Origin of the sequence: Pseudarthrobacter sp. NPDC092424, from assembly GCF_044754925.1 — a bacterium.
Taxonomy (GTDB): Bacteria; Actinomycetota; Actinomycetes; order Actinomycetales; family Micrococcaceae; genus Arthrobacter.
This window is the reverse complement of sequence record NZ_JBIVQC010000014.1, coordinates 21,467-37,189: the sequence shown is the minus strand read 5'-3', so window position 1 is coordinate 37,189 and position 15,723 is coordinate 21,467. Positions and strand designations below refer to the sequence as shown.

Here is a 15,723-nt window from a genome sequence, read left to right as displayed (position 1 = left end):
GGAAATTCCTGATCAAGGTCGGCGGCCGCCCCGGCATTCCCGTCCAGATCGGTCTGACTTCCATCGAGGCCTCCCTGAACGACACCAACAAGCGCTGGCACGCTCCGGCAGAATCGCTGCTGGAAGCAGGCGCTCCAATCCAGGCAGAAGGTGCAGCATGAGTGCTCCGAACCGTAAAGGCACTGGGCTCGGCGACGGGCTGGGGATCTGGGTGGCCATCGGCGCAGCTGTCGTCATTGGGGGCGGCAGCTGGGTCTCGGCACATCTCGGCTCCTGGATGGCCGGCCTGGCTGCCCCACCGGCCCACCCAATTGACCTGGTGGCCGGTCTTGCCAAGGGCCGGGTGCCCTGGCCGGTCCAATCCACCATTGTCGCCTGCGTGCTGTTGGGAGTATTGCTTGCCCTGACGGTCACGGTGCTGGTGATCCGCTCCCGGACAGCGCACAAACGCACCCGGGTGGATAAGGCCGCCGTCCACATGGGCCGGGGTAAAGACCTCGATCATCTCGGCACCAAAGGGGCCACGGCCACGGCGGTGCGCCTGGGCGTGGAGAACTCGACAGGGGTGCGGCTTGGCCGCAGCGTTGCCGGGAAGCGGCCGCTGTGGGCCTCGTGGGAGGACATGCTGATCCTCATTGCCGGACCTCGGACGATGAAGACCACCTCCTATGCCGTCCCGGCAATCCTCGATGCACCCGGCGCGGTGATCGCGACATCGAATAAGCGCGACATTGTGGACGTGACGCGGCCGATCCGTTCTGAGGCCGGTGACGTGTGGGTCTTTGACCCGCAGGCCGTCGCGGAGGAAGAGCCCACCTGGTGGTGGAACCCGCTGTCCTACGTGAAGAACGAAGCCACGGCCGGAAACATGGCGCAGCACTTCGCCAACGGTTCCCGGGAACCCGGGTCCAAACCCGATGCCTACTTCGACCCGGCAGGGCAGAACCTGCTCAAAGCCTTTCTGTTGGCCGCCTCCCTCGGCTCCGCTCCGGTCACACAGGTGTACACCTGGCTGACCCGCCCCCACGACGAGGCTCCCGCAGAACTGCTCAGGAACGCCGGCTACGACCTGCTCGCGGACATGGTGATGGGCCACATCCGCGAACCGGAAAAGCAGCGTGCCGGCGTCTACGGCACCGCCCGGCAAATGGTTTCCTGCCTGACCGACCGCGAGGTCAGCCAATGGGTCACGCCCCAGCGCGGCACGACAGTGGACACGGACCCGCGACCGCAGTTCGTCCCCGAGGACTTCGTCCGCGGCACAGGCACGCTCTACAGCCTCTCCCGTGAAGGTGTCGGCACCGCCGGCCCTCTCGTCACCGCCCTGACCGTTGCCGTGGTGGAAGCAGCCGAAAAATACGCCACCTCCCAGCCCGGCGGCCGTCTCGCCACCCCGCTGCTGGGGATCCTCGATGAAGCTGCAAACGTCTGCCGCTGGAAGGCCCTGCCCGACCAGTACAGCCACTACGGCTCCCGCGGGATCATCCTCATGACCATCCTGCAGTCCTGGTCCCAGGGCGTGGAGGTCTGGTCCTTGGAAGGCATGCGGAAACTCTGGTCCGCATCGAACGTGAAAATCTACGGCGGCGGCGTCTCCGAAGTCGCCTACCTCGATGAACTCTCGCGGCTGATTGGCCAGTACAGCTACATCAATGTCTCCCGCAGCCACAGCAAGCATGGATCCTCGTCCTCCCGGCAGGAGAACAAAGACGAGATCCTGTCCGTGGCCGACCTGACGGCACTGCCCAGGTTCCGGGCCATCCTGCTCGCCTCCGGGGCCCCGGCAACGATGATCGAAACCATTCCATGGATGAACGGCCCCCATGCGCAGAAGGTCAAGGACTCCCTCGCCGCTCCGAAGCAGCAGCCGCAAGAACCGGTGACGGTTCCGGCGCACAACCCCTGGACCGACGGGGCCAGGAAATGAGCGAAGACTTCGGAGGGGACGCCTTTGCCGATGAAGAAGCGCATACTGCAGAGCCGAAACACTCCCATGGAGAGGCCGCCGCAGAGTTGGTCTATGACAACGCCATTGAGTTCTTCGCCGAGCTGCTGGCGCCGTCCTACGTCCGCGACGTCAACGAGGGTGCCGAGCTGGCGTGGTGCCCGGAGTGGTACAAACACCCCGAGGCTTTGATCCGGATGGAAGCCATGTGGCGGTCCTGGGAACACCTCCGCCTGGAGCCGGCGCTGGGGATGAGCAGCTGGTGGCTAAACCACGCAGACCCCCATATGCGTGTCCTCATGGACACCAAGGGCCCCTTCAAGAAGTGCGCCCACGACAACCGCCATGTTGCCCGCAGCGCCGACAAGACGGCACTGCCTCATGCTGTACCCGAACGCGGAATATTCGACTGAACCAGTTTCGAAGGCCGTGTGGCTCCCTCCGAGTTTCGGGGGGAGCCACACGTTTAACCGCGATCAGCCGATCACAGGGAAGACGCCCACGGTGATCATCCCTCCGATCACGAGGGCGGCCGAGATCACCGTCAGGATTTGGAGCGGCCTGGGCCAGTTATACGGCGAACCGGACACCTGGATCTTCGGGCAGAGAGCGTCGAACAGCCAGATTCCAAGGGCGATGAAGCCCAGGGCGAGGAGGGTCATGATTAGCCTTTCGGTGTGGGTATTTCGTGCTGAGTTCGGTCCCGCAGGACTCTCCCTCACTCACCAGGTGTGCGGCGCGGATCCAAAAGTGCCCACCCGGTGAGTGGCCGGCCATGCGAGCCGGTCCAATCTGACTGTGTGCGGCTGAAGCTCACGACGCGCAGATGCGGCAAAACAAAAAGGAGGACCGCCGTGGCGGTCCTCCTTTTTGCTACATCCGGTTTCAGCGTTCGAGTCCTCCGCGTTCCAGCGTTCGGCCCTTGCCACCTTGCTTGGCCATCTTTGATGTCTTGCCCAACGATGGTTTCTGGGCGACGGCGGCCGAGGGGTGGGTGCCTTGGTGCTTGTCCGCAAGGAGCCGAGAGTTTACGGCTTCGCGGTCACCTTTGCCGTCCAAGCTTTCGGCCAGCTGTTGGCGTCGTTCTGCGGTATCCCACGCCGGTTCGCTGCTGTTGGCTCGGTCCTGCCGGTTGGCGCCGGCGACAGCTGCGCCGGCCACGACCTCATCGGTGCGCGCGGCCGACGCTTTGGTCCGTTCACTGTCGGCTTCGGACCGGGCTTGCTGTGCCCGGGTAAGGGCCTCGGACACGGACGCCTCGTCCGCACCTGGGTTGTTCACGTCGATGCCGTAACGGTTCTGGACCTCTTCACTGATTTTCTCGGCGGCCTGGGCAGCTTCGGGGTCATAGGCTTTCCATGCCGTGGCCGTCTCGTGTACCCGTTCGATCATTTCCGGGGTGGCTTTGTCCCACCAGTCCCCGCGGGAGACCGGCGCCAGCTGCGCCCGGGCGGCAGCCCGCTGGGCGTCGAAACGTTCCTGCAGCTCCCGGGCATGAAGTTCCTCGGCTGTGGCGATGTTGCGCAGCTGCTCTTCGCGCATTCTGGAAAGCTGTTCGCCGATGCGGGCTGCAACCATCAGGCCGGTACGCATCGCGCCGTCCGCTGCCTCTTCGATTCCGTCTGATTCGCTCATGCTCTTCCCCTATCGCTCGATGCCTGGACTGTTCTGCCGGTGGGTCTCTTCGGTCCGCGACTGCGCTTCCTGCAGTTGGGCTTGGTCCGGTCGGGTCAGAACGGGAGGCAGCGGTGAGCCGCCTCGCGAACGTTCGACCAGGAGCCTCGCTTTGAGGGTTTCTTCGGACGCTTCCGGGTGCTGTTGGCGCAGTGTCTCCATCGACATCGGCTGTGCCCTGAGTGTGTGCGCGGTGGCGCTGGCTTCGACTGCTTTGCTGGCCGCTTGGACGGCTGCGGACAGTCCTCGGACCCGGCGCAGATCGTCGGTGGCCTTGTGCATGTCGTGGATGGCCCGGGCCGTCTGGGCGAGCTGCCTGAACATAAGCGCGTATGCGGCACGGTCGCTCTTGGACGTCGCGGCCAGGATGATCATGGTTGCCCCGCGCGCCGACGGCAAGGACACTGCGGGGCGTGCCGGGTAACGACGCAGCTGAGCGGACTTGGCAAGCTCTCTGGCGGCATCTGCCAGCGGTCCCGGCGTGGGTTCGATCCGCTTGGACCATGCCCCGAAGGCAGCCGAAGTCTCGCGGGCTGCCTGCGCCCAGGCGACATGATCGTCGTGCGGGGTGGTAGCCAGTTTCTCCCGGAGGGAACTGACGTCATTGGCGTACTTGCTCCACAGCTCAGCAGATGGCTGCAGGGTTTCACGGCCGGGTCGCACTGGCCGGCGGTTGCGCGCGGCAGCGTTCCATTCAGCGACGGCAGCAGTAGCTGACTCCGGGGTACTCTCCCACGCTGACCGGAGCTTGGGCAGGGCCAGGTCACGTCCCAGCGAGTTGCCGCCGAACCACACGGCGCGTTCACCCTTTTGAGGTCGTTCAGCCACGGAGTAGCCCGTTACGACGTCGGTGCGGCCGGCCGCATAGCGGGGGCGGACAAGCATGCCTTCCTGGCGTGCCCGCCGGACAAACTCCGCCTCATCTGTCGATGCCGCTGCGCACACGCGCACCTTGCGGGCGAGGCTGTGGCGCTCGACCTCCGGCAGTCCCTGGCGAATGGCCCTGGACTGTTCAGCCGGGGTGAATCCGCGCTCGGCGCGTATGGTCCCGAGAGCGTTTAGCCCGTACTTCTTTTCCAGGGTCCGGGCAGCCTGCTGGGCCTTGTACTTGCTCTTCCAGGCGTTCCATTTAGTGCCGTCGTCCCGGACCATGGACGCAACGATGTGGATGTGGTCGTTGCCGTTCTTGCTCAGCCCGTGACGGACTGCAACCCAGCGGGCGGGGGCCTTCCCTCCGTCCTCGGTGAAGTCCATTTCCTTCATGAAGTCGTCCGCGATCGCGCGCCAACGCTCGTCGCTGAGCTGGCCTTCTTCGGCTGCCAGACTCAGCGAGCAGTGGAAGACGTGTCCACCGTCTACTTCGGTTTCGAAGAACTGCTTAGCTCGGTCGAGCGCGTTGGCGATATCAAGGGCAGCATCGCGGTTCAGCTCGTTGTCGTCGTGCCAGGCCATGAGCGCCGAATCACCGGCAACAAGGTGCGGTTCTTCGTGCTCGTTTGCGCGCCCCGGTCCGGCGAGGTAGATCATCAGACCCGCCATGCGGTCGCCCTGGGTGATGTTGGGAATCATGGAGCAATTACCGCCCGGCCATCTCGGCGAGCTGACGGTCAATCCGGATGATCACGGAGCGTGCATGGGCGATGGAAGCGGCAGCTTCTGCAGGGACTTCCCCCGTCGCATTCGCGTGGCGCGCGATTTGGTTGATGTTGTTTGCCACGGTCCCAACGAGCCGCTGCAGCTGAGATAGCTGCATGAACTGGTCCCGCCGCTCGGACGGATTCTCTGTGCCCTCACTGAGCGCTGCCTCGATCAAAAGCCGCGGGATGGTCACGCGGTGCTTCTCTGCCAGGGCGAGGAGCTTGGCTTCTTCCTCCGGGCTGACCTTGACCTCGTGACGGTGCATCCGGCCGCCCTCGACATTCGCGCGCCGACGGCGGGACTTCCAACCGGCGAAGCCGTTGCCTTCAGTCATTTATCCCGCCCTTCGAATTTGCCAGCGCAGCGACCCCGGGAACCCGGGGTCACACTGCCAAGTGTGCCGTATCCAAGACGACAAGTCGAGGATCGAGCAAATTAGCCGTGCTAAGTTACCAGCTTGCTCTGTCACGGACTCCGAACGGTTGGCCGAGCAACGCGACGGCCCGACCCGCGCCAGCGGGTACGCCGTGGTGCCCACAGGGGCGCGATACGCTGGCGGCATGGCATCAACACTGGACGCACAAACCACTGAAACCAAGGCACGCAAGCTGCTGGACAGCCGCATCAACTCCGTGCGCGAACTGGTCACCGCGCGGCAGTCACTCGACGAGCTGCGCGAGCAGCTTGCGGCAGCTGAGGCAGCCGACGTCAAGGCGTACCGCGCCGCCCTCTCTGATGGCTGGTCAGCCGATGAGCTGCGCAAGCTTGGCCTCGATGAACCCGACAAGAAGCAGCGGGTGCGCCGCCGTCCGGCGGCGCGCAAGTCCTCGCCGTCCGAAGCCGCGAACAGGTCGCAACCGGCGGCCGCTGACGCGGCGGACGGTTCTCCTGCCACCTGACCCTCGGCCGCCATCGTTACGACGGCCGCCAGCCTGTCAAGCCCACTACGTGGGCCTCTCCCCCGCAAACTCTCGGCACGCGCTCCGGTCGTTCCTCCCTCCGCTTATTTCGCGCCGAGACTTTGCTCCTCCGAGCCCTCCGGGTTGACAGGCTGGCGGGCCGTCGTATTTTGGGCCTTTATCGGGTCAGGGGGAAGGAATGGCCTAGCCCAACACCCGGGCGCAGTGCACGGCCGAGCTGGTGACGCTCACGACCCGGCGCGGGTGCCGACCGGGGCCGTCTCGGCGGCGTGGTCGTCCAACCGGTCGAGTGCACGTGAGACCGACGAGCGGCCCACACCCAACGTCTCAGCGATCGCGTCAAGGCTCTGTCCATCAGCACGCATCCGCACCGCCTCACGTACCCGAGCGGGCGTCATCACAGTGGGCCGGCCACCGACCCGCCCCTCAGCACGAGCACGCGCCAAACCTGCCCTGGTGTTCTCCCGGATCGTGTCGACACGCAACTGAGCGAACACCGCGACGATCCCGAACAGGGCGCGGCCCATCGGCGTTGTGGTGTCGATATCCGGCTCGGTCAAGCTCTTGATCTGCACGCCTCGCTCGTGCAGGTCGTTGATCGTCTCGATCGCGAGTGTCTGCGTGCCGGCGAGCCGGTCGAGCCGCCACACAAGCAACGTGTCCCCCGGTCGTAGGTAGTCCAGGCAGGCGAGCCACTGCGGCCGGTCAGCTCGCCGCGAGGAGGTGGCGTGATCGACGAACACGCGGACCGCTCCGGCCGCGCGCAGCGCGCGCTCCTGGGTGGCGGTGTCCTGCTCGTGGGTGCTCACTCGTGCGTAGCCGACGAGGGTGCTCATTAGTCAGTCTCCGATCCCTGGTGACCGGTCGCTCATGCGCCCCGGCGGCAGCCTGCGCGTCCCTGCCTCGAATGTGGTGGGAGTGGTCCTGGTTGCCTCGGTCGCGGGCGCGCCGAACGCGAGGCGGGCGGCGTCCAGAGCAGCCCGAGGGGTGCCTCTCTCCCTGGGTCGTCGCGCTGTGGTGATCGCGTCGAACATCTCGCGCAGCGGCCGAAGGTCTGAGCGTTCCGTCGCGGCGCGGGATGCCTCGTTGTTGCGTTCGGCCGAGACTCGCCGCCAGTCCAGGTGCCACCCGGCATCACGGGCCACCCGAGACCAGAACACGCGCTGCGCGCGGCCGTTGCCCTCACGGAACGGGTGGGCGTAGTTGAGCGCGTCGTAGTGGTGCGCCAGGCGCTCGATGAACGTCGGCCGGCTCATGCTGCGCAGCTGGTTGTCGGCCCGCAGCTCTTCGAACACGAACCGGGTGCCAACCTCGATCCGGGACGCGGGAAGGAACGGCTGCCCGTCGGGCTTGCGTATGTCGACGGTCCGGGTCCTGCCCGCCCACTCGTAGAGGTCTTGGAACAGGTGTCGGTGGATGCCGCGCAGCTCGTCGAGGTCCCCGGACGGGGCCACCGGGTAGCGGTCGGCCAGCTCGACGAGACGATGCACGGACAAGTCGCCCTCAGCCTGGTCGAGGGCGGCTTGGGTGCGGGCACCGATCCGGTTGCGAAGGATGCCCGTCTCGGGGTCGGTGTACGGGTCGACGCTCTCGCTCATCACCCGCGTCGCGTGGCCGTCTTGCGGGCCGGGGCTGCACTCCCCCGCTCGTCCTCAGGCACGCCGTAGCGGGCACGGGTTCGGCGGCCGTACTCATCGAGGGTGATCCGCCCGGAGACGTACTCGGCCGCGTCGGCCGCGGCGGCCGGCGAGAGGGCGAGGCCTTCCATCCGCACGCTGTGCACGGCCTCCTCGACCTGGCGAGCCCGCTCCGCCTCGGTCGTCGACGGCGACGTGATTCGCGCTGCCTGGGTCATTGACGTCCTCCTCTGTGGATCGGTCAGTGCCCATTCTACCGGTCCGACCGATAACGGTCTAGCGGTGTTTCGGTCGAACTTGGTTTCGGTCGCGGGTTCCGGTCGAGAGCGGCCCGCGTCCTGGCGGGTGTGGCTTTCGCCTCTATATGGCGGTGTTCTGGTGGCACTCTGTGGCGGCCGCGTCGGGTGGTGATGACGATGATGACGGTGCGCTATGACGTTGTTGGTGATGGTGCGAAACTGGTCTACAAGACTGGTTTCGGCCCGGAGATTAGACAGATACCGAGGTTCGGGCGCGTCGGGTCTCGCCGCGGCCGGGGCGGAGCATGCGCAGGCCGTTGAGGATGATCAGCGCCGCGCTGCCCTCGTTGAGGAGCAGGCCGGTGGTCAGGGACATCCAGCCGGCGAGGGCGGCGACGATCAGGACGGCCACGACGGTCAGGCTCAGGACGATGTTGATCTTGATGTTGTTCCGAGCGCGGCGCGAGAGTCGGATGGCGGCCGGGAGCCGGTCGAGCTCGTCGGCCATGAGGGCGACATCGGCGGTCTCTAGGGCGACGTCGGTGCTGGCGGCACCCATGGCGATGGCGAGGTCGGCGTTGGCCAGGGCGGGGGCGTCGTTGACGCCGTCGCCGACCATCGCGATCACGCCGTGTTTCTCGCGCAGCTCACGGATTGCGGCGGATTTGTCCTCGGGGAGCAACTCGGCGCGGTAGTCGTCTAGCCCCAGGGCCTGCGCGGTGGATCTGGCGACGGTGGCGTTGTCGCCGGTGAGCATCAGGACCCGCTCGACTCCGAGGTCGCGCAGCTCGGTAAGGGTGCTTTCGGCGTCGGGGCGCAGCTGGTCGGCCACCGCCACGACGGCCAAGGGTCGGGTGTCGTCGCGAAGAACCACGGCCGTGCATCCTTCCGCCTCGGCGTGCGCCAGCGCCGGGCCTGCGGTGCCGTCAGTCCGGTCCTCGTCGGTGGGCCGGCCGATGTGCAGGGTGCGACCGTCGAGGGTGGCTTCCATGCCGGCTCCTGGCAGGGCGCGTGCATCCTGGACGGCCGGGATGGTCAACCCGCGGTCGCGGGCACCGGCCACGATCGCGGTCGCGATGGGGTGCTCGCTACCGGTCTCGACCGCCGCCGCAAGGGTCAGAGCCTCGTCCTCGCTGATCCCGTCGAGGGGCGTCACTTGAGCGAGAGTGGGCCGGCCGCGGGTGAGGGTGCCGGTCTTGTCGAAGGCGACGGCCTTGATGTCCGCGAGGCGCTCGAGGTAGATCCCGCCCTTGATCAGGATGCCGTCCTTGGCGCCGCGGGCGATGGCGGTGACCACGCTGACGGGCACGGAGATGACCAGGGCGCACGAGCACGAGACCACGAGGATGACCAGCGCCCGGTAGATCGCTTCGCGCCACTCGAAGCCGAGCAGCGGCATGACCAGGGCTACGACGATGGCCAGGGCGAACATCGCCGGGGTGTAGATGGCACTGAACTTGTCCGCGAACCGCTCGGCGCCGCTGCGGTTGGCCTGTGCCTCTTCGACCTGCTCGATCACGCGGGCCAGGACGGTGTCGTAATACTCCTTGGTGACCTTCACCCGGAGCACCCCGTTGCCGTTCAGGCTGCCGCCGAAGACCTCGGTGCCCGCGGTGGCCTCGACCGGTACCGACTCCCCGGTCACCGGGCTGGCGTCCACCCACGAGGCACCGTCAACCACAATCCCGTCGGTGGGCAGACGCTCACCGGGGCGCACCATGACGACGTCACCGGGGTGGAGCTCCTCCACCGCCACGGTCTGCGTCTGGTCACCGGGCAGGAGGCGGGTGGCGGTCGGGGGCGTGAGCTCCATCAGGGCGCTAATAGACCCGCGGGCCTTGTCGGTGGCGTATGCCTCCATCGCCTCAACGAGGCTGAAGATGACGACGAGCGCTGCCGCCTCCTCGATCACCCCAAGCGCGATGGCGCCGATAGCCGCCACCACGAGCAGCACGGTGATCGTCAGCCGCTTGTTGCGCACCGCCCGGATCGCGCTGCGCAGCGGGTAGACGCCGCCGATGAGGATCGCGGCCCAGAACAGGGCCAGGGCTACCGGTTCGGAGTGGATGGTCCACTCCACCACCAGCCCGGTCACCAGCAGCACTGCGGCGACGGCCAGGGTGACCATCTCGGGGTTCTGCCACCACCGGCGCCGGGCCGCCCGCACCACGACCGGAGCTGCTACCTGTGGCGACGTCGTCGCTCTAGCACTCATCTTGTTCTTACCTTCTCTTCATCGGTTTGCTGGGTGCAGTGGTGGAGCGTCAGACGCGTACCGGGCGGGCGGGGCCGGCAGGGGCGAGCGGCAGCCCGACCTTCTGGGCCGCCTGGACCACGGCGTCATCGCTCACGGTGCCGTCGTGGGTCACGAGGACCAGACCGGAGGCCAGGGCGTCCACCTCTTTGACCCCGGGCAGGGCCTCGAGGGTCGCAAGGTCCCCGGAGCAGGACACGCAACCGCCCTCGATGGCGCGGTACTTCGAACGGAAGAACTGGGCGGGAACGGTCATCGGTACATCTCCTGGTCGGGAAGCCTCCAGACTTCGACTGTCATCGAAGTCTTCAGCGACAATATTGCCACAGACTTCGATACATGTCAACATGTACGCATGTCGATGTCCTTGCTGCCCACCCGGAACGCGGCCCTGAGGTACTGCACGCCGCTAGCGCGCGAGCCGATCAGCCCCGAGCAGGCCGAGGGCGTCTCCCGCATGCTCAAGGCGCTCGCCGACCCGGTTCGGCTGAGGCTGATGTCGATGATCCTGTCCCACGAGGGCGGCGAGGCGTGCGCGATGTGCGACCTGACCGAGGGCTTCGACCTGGCCCCGTCGACCCTCAGCCACCACCTGAAGGTTTTGCACGACGCAGGCCTGGTCGACCGGGATAAGCGCGGCGTGTGGGTCTACTACAAGGCCCGCTCGGAAGCAATGGGCGCCCTGCGCACCCTGTTCAGCGGCGACCTCGCTGCTCCTCAGTCGGCGTGACCGGACCTAACGCGCAGCCCCCGCCTTGATACGTGGAGCCACCGACCGTGCTCCTCGCCCTTGTTCATACTGGCGCGATGGCCGCGGTCAGTCTCACCGGAACCCTGCTCGGGCTGGTTCTGGTTGGCAATTGATCGGCCCCACCCGCGACATTCACGGCTTGCCTGGTTGGGTCCAGGCCCGCAAGGCGATTAGTTCAGAAGGGAAGCCGTAATCGCCCCGGCGGTGATAGCCCCAGCAAGGAGCAGCAGTGGGTGTACCCGGCGGGCGGCAAGCCCTACGAACAAGGAACCGACAAGAAGGCCCGGGTTGATGTCGGCGACAGGGCGGGCGAGTGACGTCAGCGTGACGACGAGCAGACCGATCGCGCCCGCACCCGCATAGCGCCCGAAGGCAGGCAGCCACCACGTCTGCGACAACCGATTCACTGCGCTGGCAGCACCGATCGCCGCGAGCACCGGGAGAGCGAACACGGCAGCGGTGGCGACCGCCGCACCGCCCACCCCAGCGGTCACGTATCCGACGAAGGCAGCGATGATCAGCACCGGACCGGGAGTTGCGTAGGAAAGCCCGACCGCTGTCGCGAACTCACCCGGGCTCAGCCAACCGTGCACCCCGACCGTGAGCCGCTCCACCAGTGGCAGCGCAGCCTGGCCACCGCCGAAGGCCAGCGCACCGATCAGAAGGAACGTGGCGACCAGGTCAACCACGGTGGCCGCCCCGGTATCGGCGCACCCGGTCGACGATGACCCCGACCAGCCCGGCAAGCACCACGACGATGGCAGGGTTGACGAAGAACCCCCCGGCGGCCGCCGCCACCGCGACCGCGGCGAGGGCGAGCGTGCGCGCCTCTTTGGTCAACAACCCAACCATCGAATGCCCGAGCAGACCGACAACGGCGACCTGCATACCCAGCAGCGCTCCGTCGACCCAAGCCGCGTCAGGCAGTGCCGCGGCGCCGGCCGCTGCGAGCGTCATCAGAACTGCGGCAGGCAGGAGGAACCCGAAGGTAGCGACTAGTGCCCCCATCACCCCACCGAGCCGCCAGCCAAGGAAGGTGACAATCTGCACGACAGTGGAGCCGGGAAGCGCCTTGGTGTAGGTGAGTGCGTCCCGCACATCGGTCGACGTCAACCACCCCCGTCTAGCGACCAATGAGCGATCGAGCAAGGCCAGCGTCGGGCCAAGCCCGCCGAACGCGACGGCACCAAGGCGCAACATCGCCCACCACAGAGTCAACATTGGTACGCGGGAACGATGGGTAGTTGCGTCTGTGCCGCTCACATCCCTGCACTCCCTACCTGCGGTCGACGGTTCTTACCTGCGACCGGATGGTCAAAGCTGTGACTTTCGCCGGTGTAGGGCGGGCTGAGTGGCGGGCACGGTCAGGTGACGCCGATGACCAGGAGCGCCCTTCCTAGGTCTCGAGCAGGGCCAACGCATCCATCGGTGCAGCGAGCCGCGCGTCGGCGGGTTCCTCCGCCCGGTACAGGTGGCCCCAGGTCGCCGCTGCGCCGCGTGCGCCGGCGGATCGGGCTGTCCGCAAGTCGGTCGGCGCGTCACCGATGTACACGATGTCGGCTACATCAACTCCTAGCCGGGACGCTGCGGCCAGGATGCCGTCCGGGGCGGGCTTCGGCCACGCCACGTGGTCCCCACCGATGAGGATGTCGTACTCGATGCTGGCCGAGGCGAGCAGCATGCGCGCCGCACGGCTGCTGGCGACCGTGAAGATGACCGTCCGCAGATCCCGCGCACGCAGCGCCGCGAGGGTCTCGAGCACACCGGCATAGGCCGTAACGGTGCTGGCGTGCAGTCGGTCGTAGTAAGCGTCGACCTCGCCGTTCTTGAGTGGCCGACCGACTAGGTGCTCGAGCATCACCTCCGGCACGCCGAGGGAGTAGGCCGCAACGACCTTTTCCCGGTCGACGTCGGCAACCCCCAGCTCTTGCACCGTCGCGACGAACGCGTCAGGCACCACCGACGTGGTGTCGAGCAGTGTGCCGTCCATGTCCCAGACCAGGTGCGTCATGCGAAGCAGCCTAGGTCCGGTTCTGACGACCATGACGGACGGAAGAGCGATTCACTCGGGGGGCGTCCGGCCCGACTCGCCGAGCGACGGGGCGCGCGCCTTCAAACCCGCGATCGGCAGCGCTCCGCGTTCCAAGGAGCCGCGGTAGAGGTCCAGGACGTGGGCCCCAGGGCCCGGTCGCGGCGCGTTAGCGGCGTATCTCAAACGAACGATTCCGCTACACGCGCCGGAGGGCCGGGCGGCGCTGTCGTTTTCACAAGTCGACTGCACAAGCGCCCGCGGAATTCCGGGGTTGTGCAGACGAGTATGGATATTGAAATGTCAGAAGTGCCCTGCACGAAACTGCATTCTGCTCAATAGTCCTCTGCACCAACAGTCATCTTTTCGGAAGCCGCCTGCACCAACCTGCAGGAACTACTTCTTTGGTGCCTGGGTCGCTCCTGTTGCCGGGACCCATCGGTAGAGGGTGGGTACGGAGACTCCTAGGGTGTCGGCGACCTCCCGCGGCGGTGTTCCTTGTTTGAGGAGTTTGCGAGCTGAGCGGATCTTGGCATCTGTCATGATGCGTTTGCGGCCGCCGACCCGTCCTTGTTGACGTGCGGCCTGTAGGCCGGCCTGCGTGCGTTCGACCATGAGTTCCCGTTCCATCTGGGCCAGGGATGCCATGACGTTGAAAAAGAAGCGTCCGGAGGCCGTTGTGGTGTCGATGGCATCGGTGAGGCTGACGAATCCTATGCCGCGGTCGTTCAGTCCGCCAGCGAAGTCCAAGAGGTCTTTCACGCTCCGGCCCAGGCGGTCCAGCTTCCACACCACCAGGGTGTCACCGTGGCGCAGGTTGTCCAGAGCCTGGTCGAGGCCGGGGCGTTGGGACTTGGTGCCGCTGATGGTGTCTTTGTAGATCTTGTCGCATCCGGCCTTATTCAGGGCTTCGACCTGCAGGTCCAGGTTCTGGTCCCGGGTGGAGACCCGGGCGTAGCCGATGCGGTGTGTGGCCATAGGGTGTTCTCTTCTCAAAACTCGGTTCGGGGTCTTAGTTCGACTGTACCGTTTTGAGAACTATTTGTGAGAGCCGGGGCCCGGGCTGCTCCTTTTTCTTCCTCGCCCCAATTTTCCGGGGCAGGACGTCGCGCCACTGCGATGAGCCTTTGTCCCCTGGATTCTCGATTCAAGCTGTTCTTGCAATCCTTCGTTTTAGATAATCCGCAGTCTTTGGCGCTGAATCCTGCCAGGACGGAAGCTAAGTCCGCCTTGCGCCCTGCAGACCGGGCCCTCATAGAGGCAGGTGAGCCAGTTGGTGCTAAATTGCCCCCGCACTCTCCCACTGCAACCTGCATCAGCTGCCGCCGCAAATGTCGGTCCTTACCGACTGAGTCGGGAACCGGCCAGTCCCTCGCGAGCAATATGACGTGACGTTGGTAATCTCGTGAGCTCGGATGCGTGGCGAGTTGCCCTCGGTGCAGTATCGTCATCCTATCGGGAACACTATCGGAACATATATCAAGCCTTTGGCGTTTAACCAGCGCAGGAGCATATAGAAGGATGGGGAAAGCCATGACGCCCAATCGTCAGATCGTGACTTCGAGTCGAACCACAGCCCACCGTAAGTCCGTGGAGAACAGCCTTCCAGACATAATTGGCTTTCTCGTGGATCACCTTGGCAAGGTTCTGACCTCGGAAATCGCCGGGGTTAGCCCCCAAACAGTAGACCGCTGGCGAACAGGGACCCAGCGGCCGGCCATCGCGGTCGAACGCCGCATGCGCGAGACATACGCCATATTCGTAAAGCTGTCCGTCAAGGATGCATCCGCGACTATCCGAGCCTGGTTCATGGGAATGAACCCGCAGCTCGATGATGTGTCGCCGGTGGAGGCATTGCGCCAGGACGAGTTCCGGGATGTTGCTGCCGCCGCCGATGCATTCTTGATGGGCGGTTAGTAGTTGGCCAGGTCCGTCGAACCACGTCTCGTGCCGCCTGCAGCACCGCTGTGGCGGGTTTCATACACCGGCAATGACCAGAGGTTCTCTTGGATTGATCCCTTTCAAGCTGAGAGTCGAAGAGCTGGCAACCGGTTCGACGTGCCTGGCGGCGGTGTCCTCTATGCCGCCAGCAATGCGGAGGGGTGCTTTGCGGAGACACTGGCTAGATTACGCCCTAGTCCAGCGATGTTGCGTCTTAACTTCTCGGCCGATCCGCATCATATGCCAGCTGGATCGATTGCCCGTGACTGGCGCCTGCAGAGGCGTAAGTATGAACTCCAGTTAATAGATCCTCTGCCCTTTGTGGATGTGGAGCACCGGGATACTCGCACGTGGATGAGCCGGCGAATGGGTGCGGACCTGGAACGGTTCGACATTGATGCCATAGACGTGGATGACATAAGGGGAAAGGATCGTCTGCTTACAAGAGAAATAGCGCGACGCATCTATACCGCGACCGATGATGACGGCGAGCCGCTTTATTCAGGGATCAGATACGTGTCCAGGCTCGGTGATTACGAGTGCTGGGCCATTTTCGATGGCACTGAAGTGGAAACCTATGCTACTCACTCCATCGAGCATGATGATCCTGATCTGCAACGTATAGCCCAGGAGTACTCGCTGACGTTGCATCGCTAGGCCTGTCACTCCACTTTTTACCCACCGTTCAACGAAAC

General features: G+C 65.5%; 19 protein-coding genes. 6 read left to right on the top strand and 13 right to left on the bottom strand.

Going from position 1 to position 15,723, the window contains the following annotated elements:
• Window positions 1–157 precede the first annotated feature (157 nt).
• Both ACIQCN_RS14965 and ACIQCN_RS14960 read left to right on the top strand, forming a co-directional pair.
• Entirely contained in the window at window positions 158–1,927 is a 1,770-nt protein-coding gene (locus ACIQCN_RS14965; RefSeq protein WP_400611658.1) for a type IV secretory system conjugative DNA transfer family protein, read from the top strand.
• Window positions 1,924–2,358 (top strand): DUF4913 domain-containing protein, encoded by a 435-nt coding sequence (locus ACIQCN_RS14960; protein ID WP_400611656.1) that lies wholly within the window; start codon window positions 1,924–1,926, stop codon window positions 2,356–2,358. Before ACIQCN_RS14965 ends, ACIQCN_RS14960 begins: the two co-directional genes overlap by 4 nt.
• 63 nt (window positions 2,359–2,421) lie before the next feature.
• Here the strand turns inward: ACIQCN_RS14960 and ACIQCN_RS14955 are convergent, their stop codons facing one another.
• The 4 genes from ACIQCN_RS14955 to mobC form a co-directional block, all read right to left on the bottom strand.
• The gene (locus tag ACIQCN_RS14955; protein WP_400611654.1) at window positions 2,422–2,607 is read right to left on the bottom strand and encodes a hypothetical protein; all 186 of its coding nucleotides are present in this window, start codon (window positions 2,605–2,607) and stop codon (window positions 2,422–2,424) included.
• A 223-nt stretch (window positions 2,608–2,830) separates the two neighbouring features.
• A complete protein-coding gene (locus ACIQCN_RS14950) occupies window positions 2,831–3,580 on the bottom strand; it encodes a hypothetical protein (RefSeq protein ID WP_400611652.1) in 750 nt (249 codons plus the stop codon).
• A 9-nt stretch (window positions 3,581–3,589) separates the two neighbouring features.
• The gene (locus tag ACIQCN_RS14945; RefSeq protein ID WP_400611650.1) at window positions 3,590–5,188 is read right to left on the bottom strand and encodes a relaxase/mobilization nuclease domain-containing protein; all 1,599 of its coding nucleotides are present in this window, start codon (window positions 5,186–5,188) and stop codon (window positions 3,590–3,592) included.
• A gap of 7 nt (window positions 5,189–5,195) precedes the next feature.
• Window positions 5,196–5,591 (bottom strand): plasmid mobilization relaxosome protein MobC, encoded by a 396-nt coding sequence (gene mobC / locus ACIQCN_RS14940; protein WP_364316527.1) that lies wholly within the window; start codon window positions 5,589–5,591, stop codon window positions 5,196–5,198.
• Window positions 5,592–5,817: 226 nt separating this feature from the next.
• Between mobC and ACIQCN_RS14935 the strand changes: the two genes are divergently transcribed.
• Complete coding sequence (locus tag ACIQCN_RS14935) at window positions 5,818–6,156, top strand: hypothetical protein (RefSeq protein ID WP_171245384.1); 339 nt, start codon at window positions 5,818–5,820, stop codon at window positions 6,154–6,156.
• 248 nt (window positions 6,157–6,404) lie between these two features.
• Here ACIQCN_RS14935 and ACIQCN_RS14930 read toward each other — a convergent pair whose 3' ends face one another.
• The 5 genes from ACIQCN_RS14930 to ACIQCN_RS14910 form a co-directional block, all read right to left on the bottom strand.
• On the bottom strand, window positions 6,405–7,013 hold the full coding sequence (locus ACIQCN_RS14930) for a recombinase family protein (protein WP_400611647.1): 609 nt from the start codon (window positions 7,011–7,013) through the stop codon (window positions 6,405–6,407).
• A 3-nt stretch (window positions 7,014–7,016) separates the two neighbouring features.
• A complete protein-coding gene (locus ACIQCN_RS14925) occupies window positions 7,017–7,667 on the bottom strand; it encodes a Fic/DOC family protein (RefSeq protein ID WP_400611645.1) in 651 nt (216 codons plus the stop codon).
• Window positions 7,668–7,774: 107 nt separating this feature from the next.
• Window positions 7,775–8,032, bottom strand: coding sequence for an antitoxin VbhA family protein (locus ACIQCN_RS14920; protein ID WP_051208462.1), 258 nt, complete (start codon window positions 8,030–8,032; stop codon window positions 7,775–7,777).
• 271 nt (window positions 8,033–8,303) lie between these two features.
• On the bottom strand, window positions 8,304–10,268 hold the full coding sequence (locus ACIQCN_RS14915) for a heavy metal translocating P-type ATPase (RefSeq protein WP_400611643.1): 1,965 nt from the start codon (window positions 10,266–10,268) through the stop codon (window positions 8,304–8,306).
• 49 nt (window positions 10,269–10,317) lie between these two features.
• Entirely contained in the window at window positions 10,318–10,563 is a 246-nt protein-coding gene (locus ACIQCN_RS14910; RefSeq protein ID WP_126860456.1) for a hypothetical protein, read from the bottom strand.
• A gap of 99 nt (window positions 10,564–10,662) precedes the next feature.
• Here ACIQCN_RS14910 and ACIQCN_RS14905 point away from each other — a divergent pair, with 99 nt between their 5' ends.
• Window positions 10,663–11,037, top strand: coding sequence for a helix-turn-helix transcriptional regulator (locus ACIQCN_RS14905; protein ID WP_126860455.1), 375 nt, complete (start codon window positions 10,663–10,665; stop codon window positions 11,035–11,037).
• Window positions 11,038–11,228: 191 nt separating this feature from the next.
• On the opposite strand, the gene ACIQCN_RS14900 is transcribed toward ACIQCN_RS14905, so the two are convergent.
• The 4 genes from ACIQCN_RS14900 to ACIQCN_RS14885 form a co-directional block, all read right to left on the bottom strand.
• A complete protein-coding gene (locus ACIQCN_RS14900; RefSeq protein WP_161972433.1) occupies window positions 11,229–11,747 on the bottom strand; it encodes a chromate transporter in 519 nt (172 codons plus the stop codon).
• The gene (locus ACIQCN_RS14895) at window positions 11,740–12,279 is read right to left on the bottom strand and encodes a chromate transporter (RefSeq protein WP_171245380.1); all 540 of its coding nucleotides are present in this window, start codon (window positions 12,277–12,279) and stop codon (window positions 11,740–11,742) included. Before ACIQCN_RS14895 ends, ACIQCN_RS14900 begins: the two co-directional genes overlap by 8 nt.
• Before the next feature lie 175 nt (window positions 12,280–12,454).
• Window positions 12,455–13,069 carry an HAD family hydrolase gene (locus ACIQCN_RS14890; protein ID WP_126860308.1) on the bottom strand — a complete coding sequence of 205 codons (615 nt, stop codon included), beginning with the start codon at window positions 13,067–13,069 and terminating at the stop codon, window positions 12,455–12,457.
• Window positions 13,070–13,483: 414 nt separating this feature from the next.
• The gene (locus ACIQCN_RS14885; protein WP_028264628.1) at window positions 13,484–14,065 is read right to left on the bottom strand and encodes a recombinase family protein; all 582 of its coding nucleotides are present in this window, start codon (window positions 14,063–14,065) and stop codon (window positions 13,484–13,486) included.
• Between the two features lie 612 nt (window positions 14,066–14,677).
• On the opposite strand from ACIQCN_RS14885, the gene ACIQCN_RS14880 reads away from it, so the two are divergent.
• Together ACIQCN_RS14880 and ACIQCN_RS14875 are read left to right on the top strand one after the other, a co-directional pair.
• Window positions 14,678–15,004 carry a hypothetical protein gene (locus ACIQCN_RS14880; RefSeq protein ID WP_400611639.1) on the top strand — a complete coding sequence of 109 codons (327 nt, stop codon included), beginning with the start codon at window positions 14,678–14,680 and terminating at the stop codon, window positions 15,002–15,004.
• A gap of 30 nt (window positions 15,005–15,034) precedes the next feature.
• A complete protein-coding gene (locus ACIQCN_RS14875; protein ID WP_197023087.1) occupies window positions 15,035–15,685 on the top strand; it encodes an RES family NAD+ phosphorylase in 651 nt (216 codons plus the stop codon).
• The last annotated feature ends 38 nt before the right edge of the window (window positions 15,686–15,723 follow it).

Coding starts and splice junctions, on each gene's coding strand:
- ACIQCN_RS14960 (WP_400611656.1), top strand. CDS start 1,924: ATGAGCGAAGACTTCGGAGGGGACGCCTTTGCCGATGAAGAAGCGCAT.
- mobC (WP_364316527.1), bottom strand. CDS start 5,591: ATGACTGAAGGCAACGGCTTCGCCGGTTGGAAGTCCCGCCGTCGGCGC.
- ACIQCN_RS14945 (WP_400611650.1), bottom strand. CDS start 5,188: ATGATTCCCAACATCACCCAGGGCGACCGCATGGCGGGTCTGATGATC.
- ACIQCN_RS14965 (WP_400611658.1), top strand. CDS start 158: ATGAGTGCTCCGAACCGTAAAGGCACTGGGCTCGGCGACGGGCTGGGG.
- ACIQCN_RS14910 (WP_126860456.1), bottom strand. CDS start 10,563: ATGACCGTTCCCGCCCAGTTCTTCCGTTCGAAGTACCGCGCCATCGAG.
- ACIQCN_RS14885 (WP_028264628.1), bottom strand. CDS start 14,065: ATGGCCACACACCGCATCGGCTACGCCCGGGTCTCCACCCGGGACCAG.
- ACIQCN_RS14950 (WP_400611652.1), bottom strand. CDS start 3,580: ATGAGCGAATCAGACGGAATCGAAGAGGCAGCGGACGGCGCGATGCGT.
- ACIQCN_RS14890 (WP_126860308.1), bottom strand. CDS start 13,069: ATGACGCACCTGGTCTGGGACATGGACGGCACACTGCTCGACACCACG.
- ACIQCN_RS14935 (WP_171245384.1), top strand. CDS start 5,818: ATGGCATCAACACTGGACGCACAAACCACTGAAACCAAGGCACGCAAG.
- ACIQCN_RS14920 (WP_051208462.1), bottom strand. CDS start 8,032: ATGACCCAGGCAGCGCGAATCACGTCGCCGTCGACGACCGAGGCGGAG.
- ACIQCN_RS14915 (WP_400611643.1), bottom strand. CDS start 10,268: ATGAGTGCTAGAGCGACGACGTCGCCACAGGTAGCAGCTCCGGTCGTG.
- ACIQCN_RS14930 (WP_400611647.1), bottom strand. CDS start 7,013: ATGAGCACCCTCGTCGGCTACGCACGAGTGAGCACCCACGAGCAGGAC.
- ACIQCN_RS14895 (WP_171245380.1), bottom strand. CDS start 12,279: ATGTTGACTCTGTGGTGGGCGATGTTGCGCCTTGGTGCCGTCGCGTTC.
- ACIQCN_RS14905 (WP_126860455.1), top strand. CDS start 10,663: ATGTCGATGTCCTTGCTGCCCACCCGGAACGCGGCCCTGAGGTACTGC.
- ACIQCN_RS14955 (WP_400611654.1), bottom strand. CDS start 2,607: ATGACCCTCCTCGCCCTGGGCTTCATCGCCCTTGGAATCTGGCTGTTC.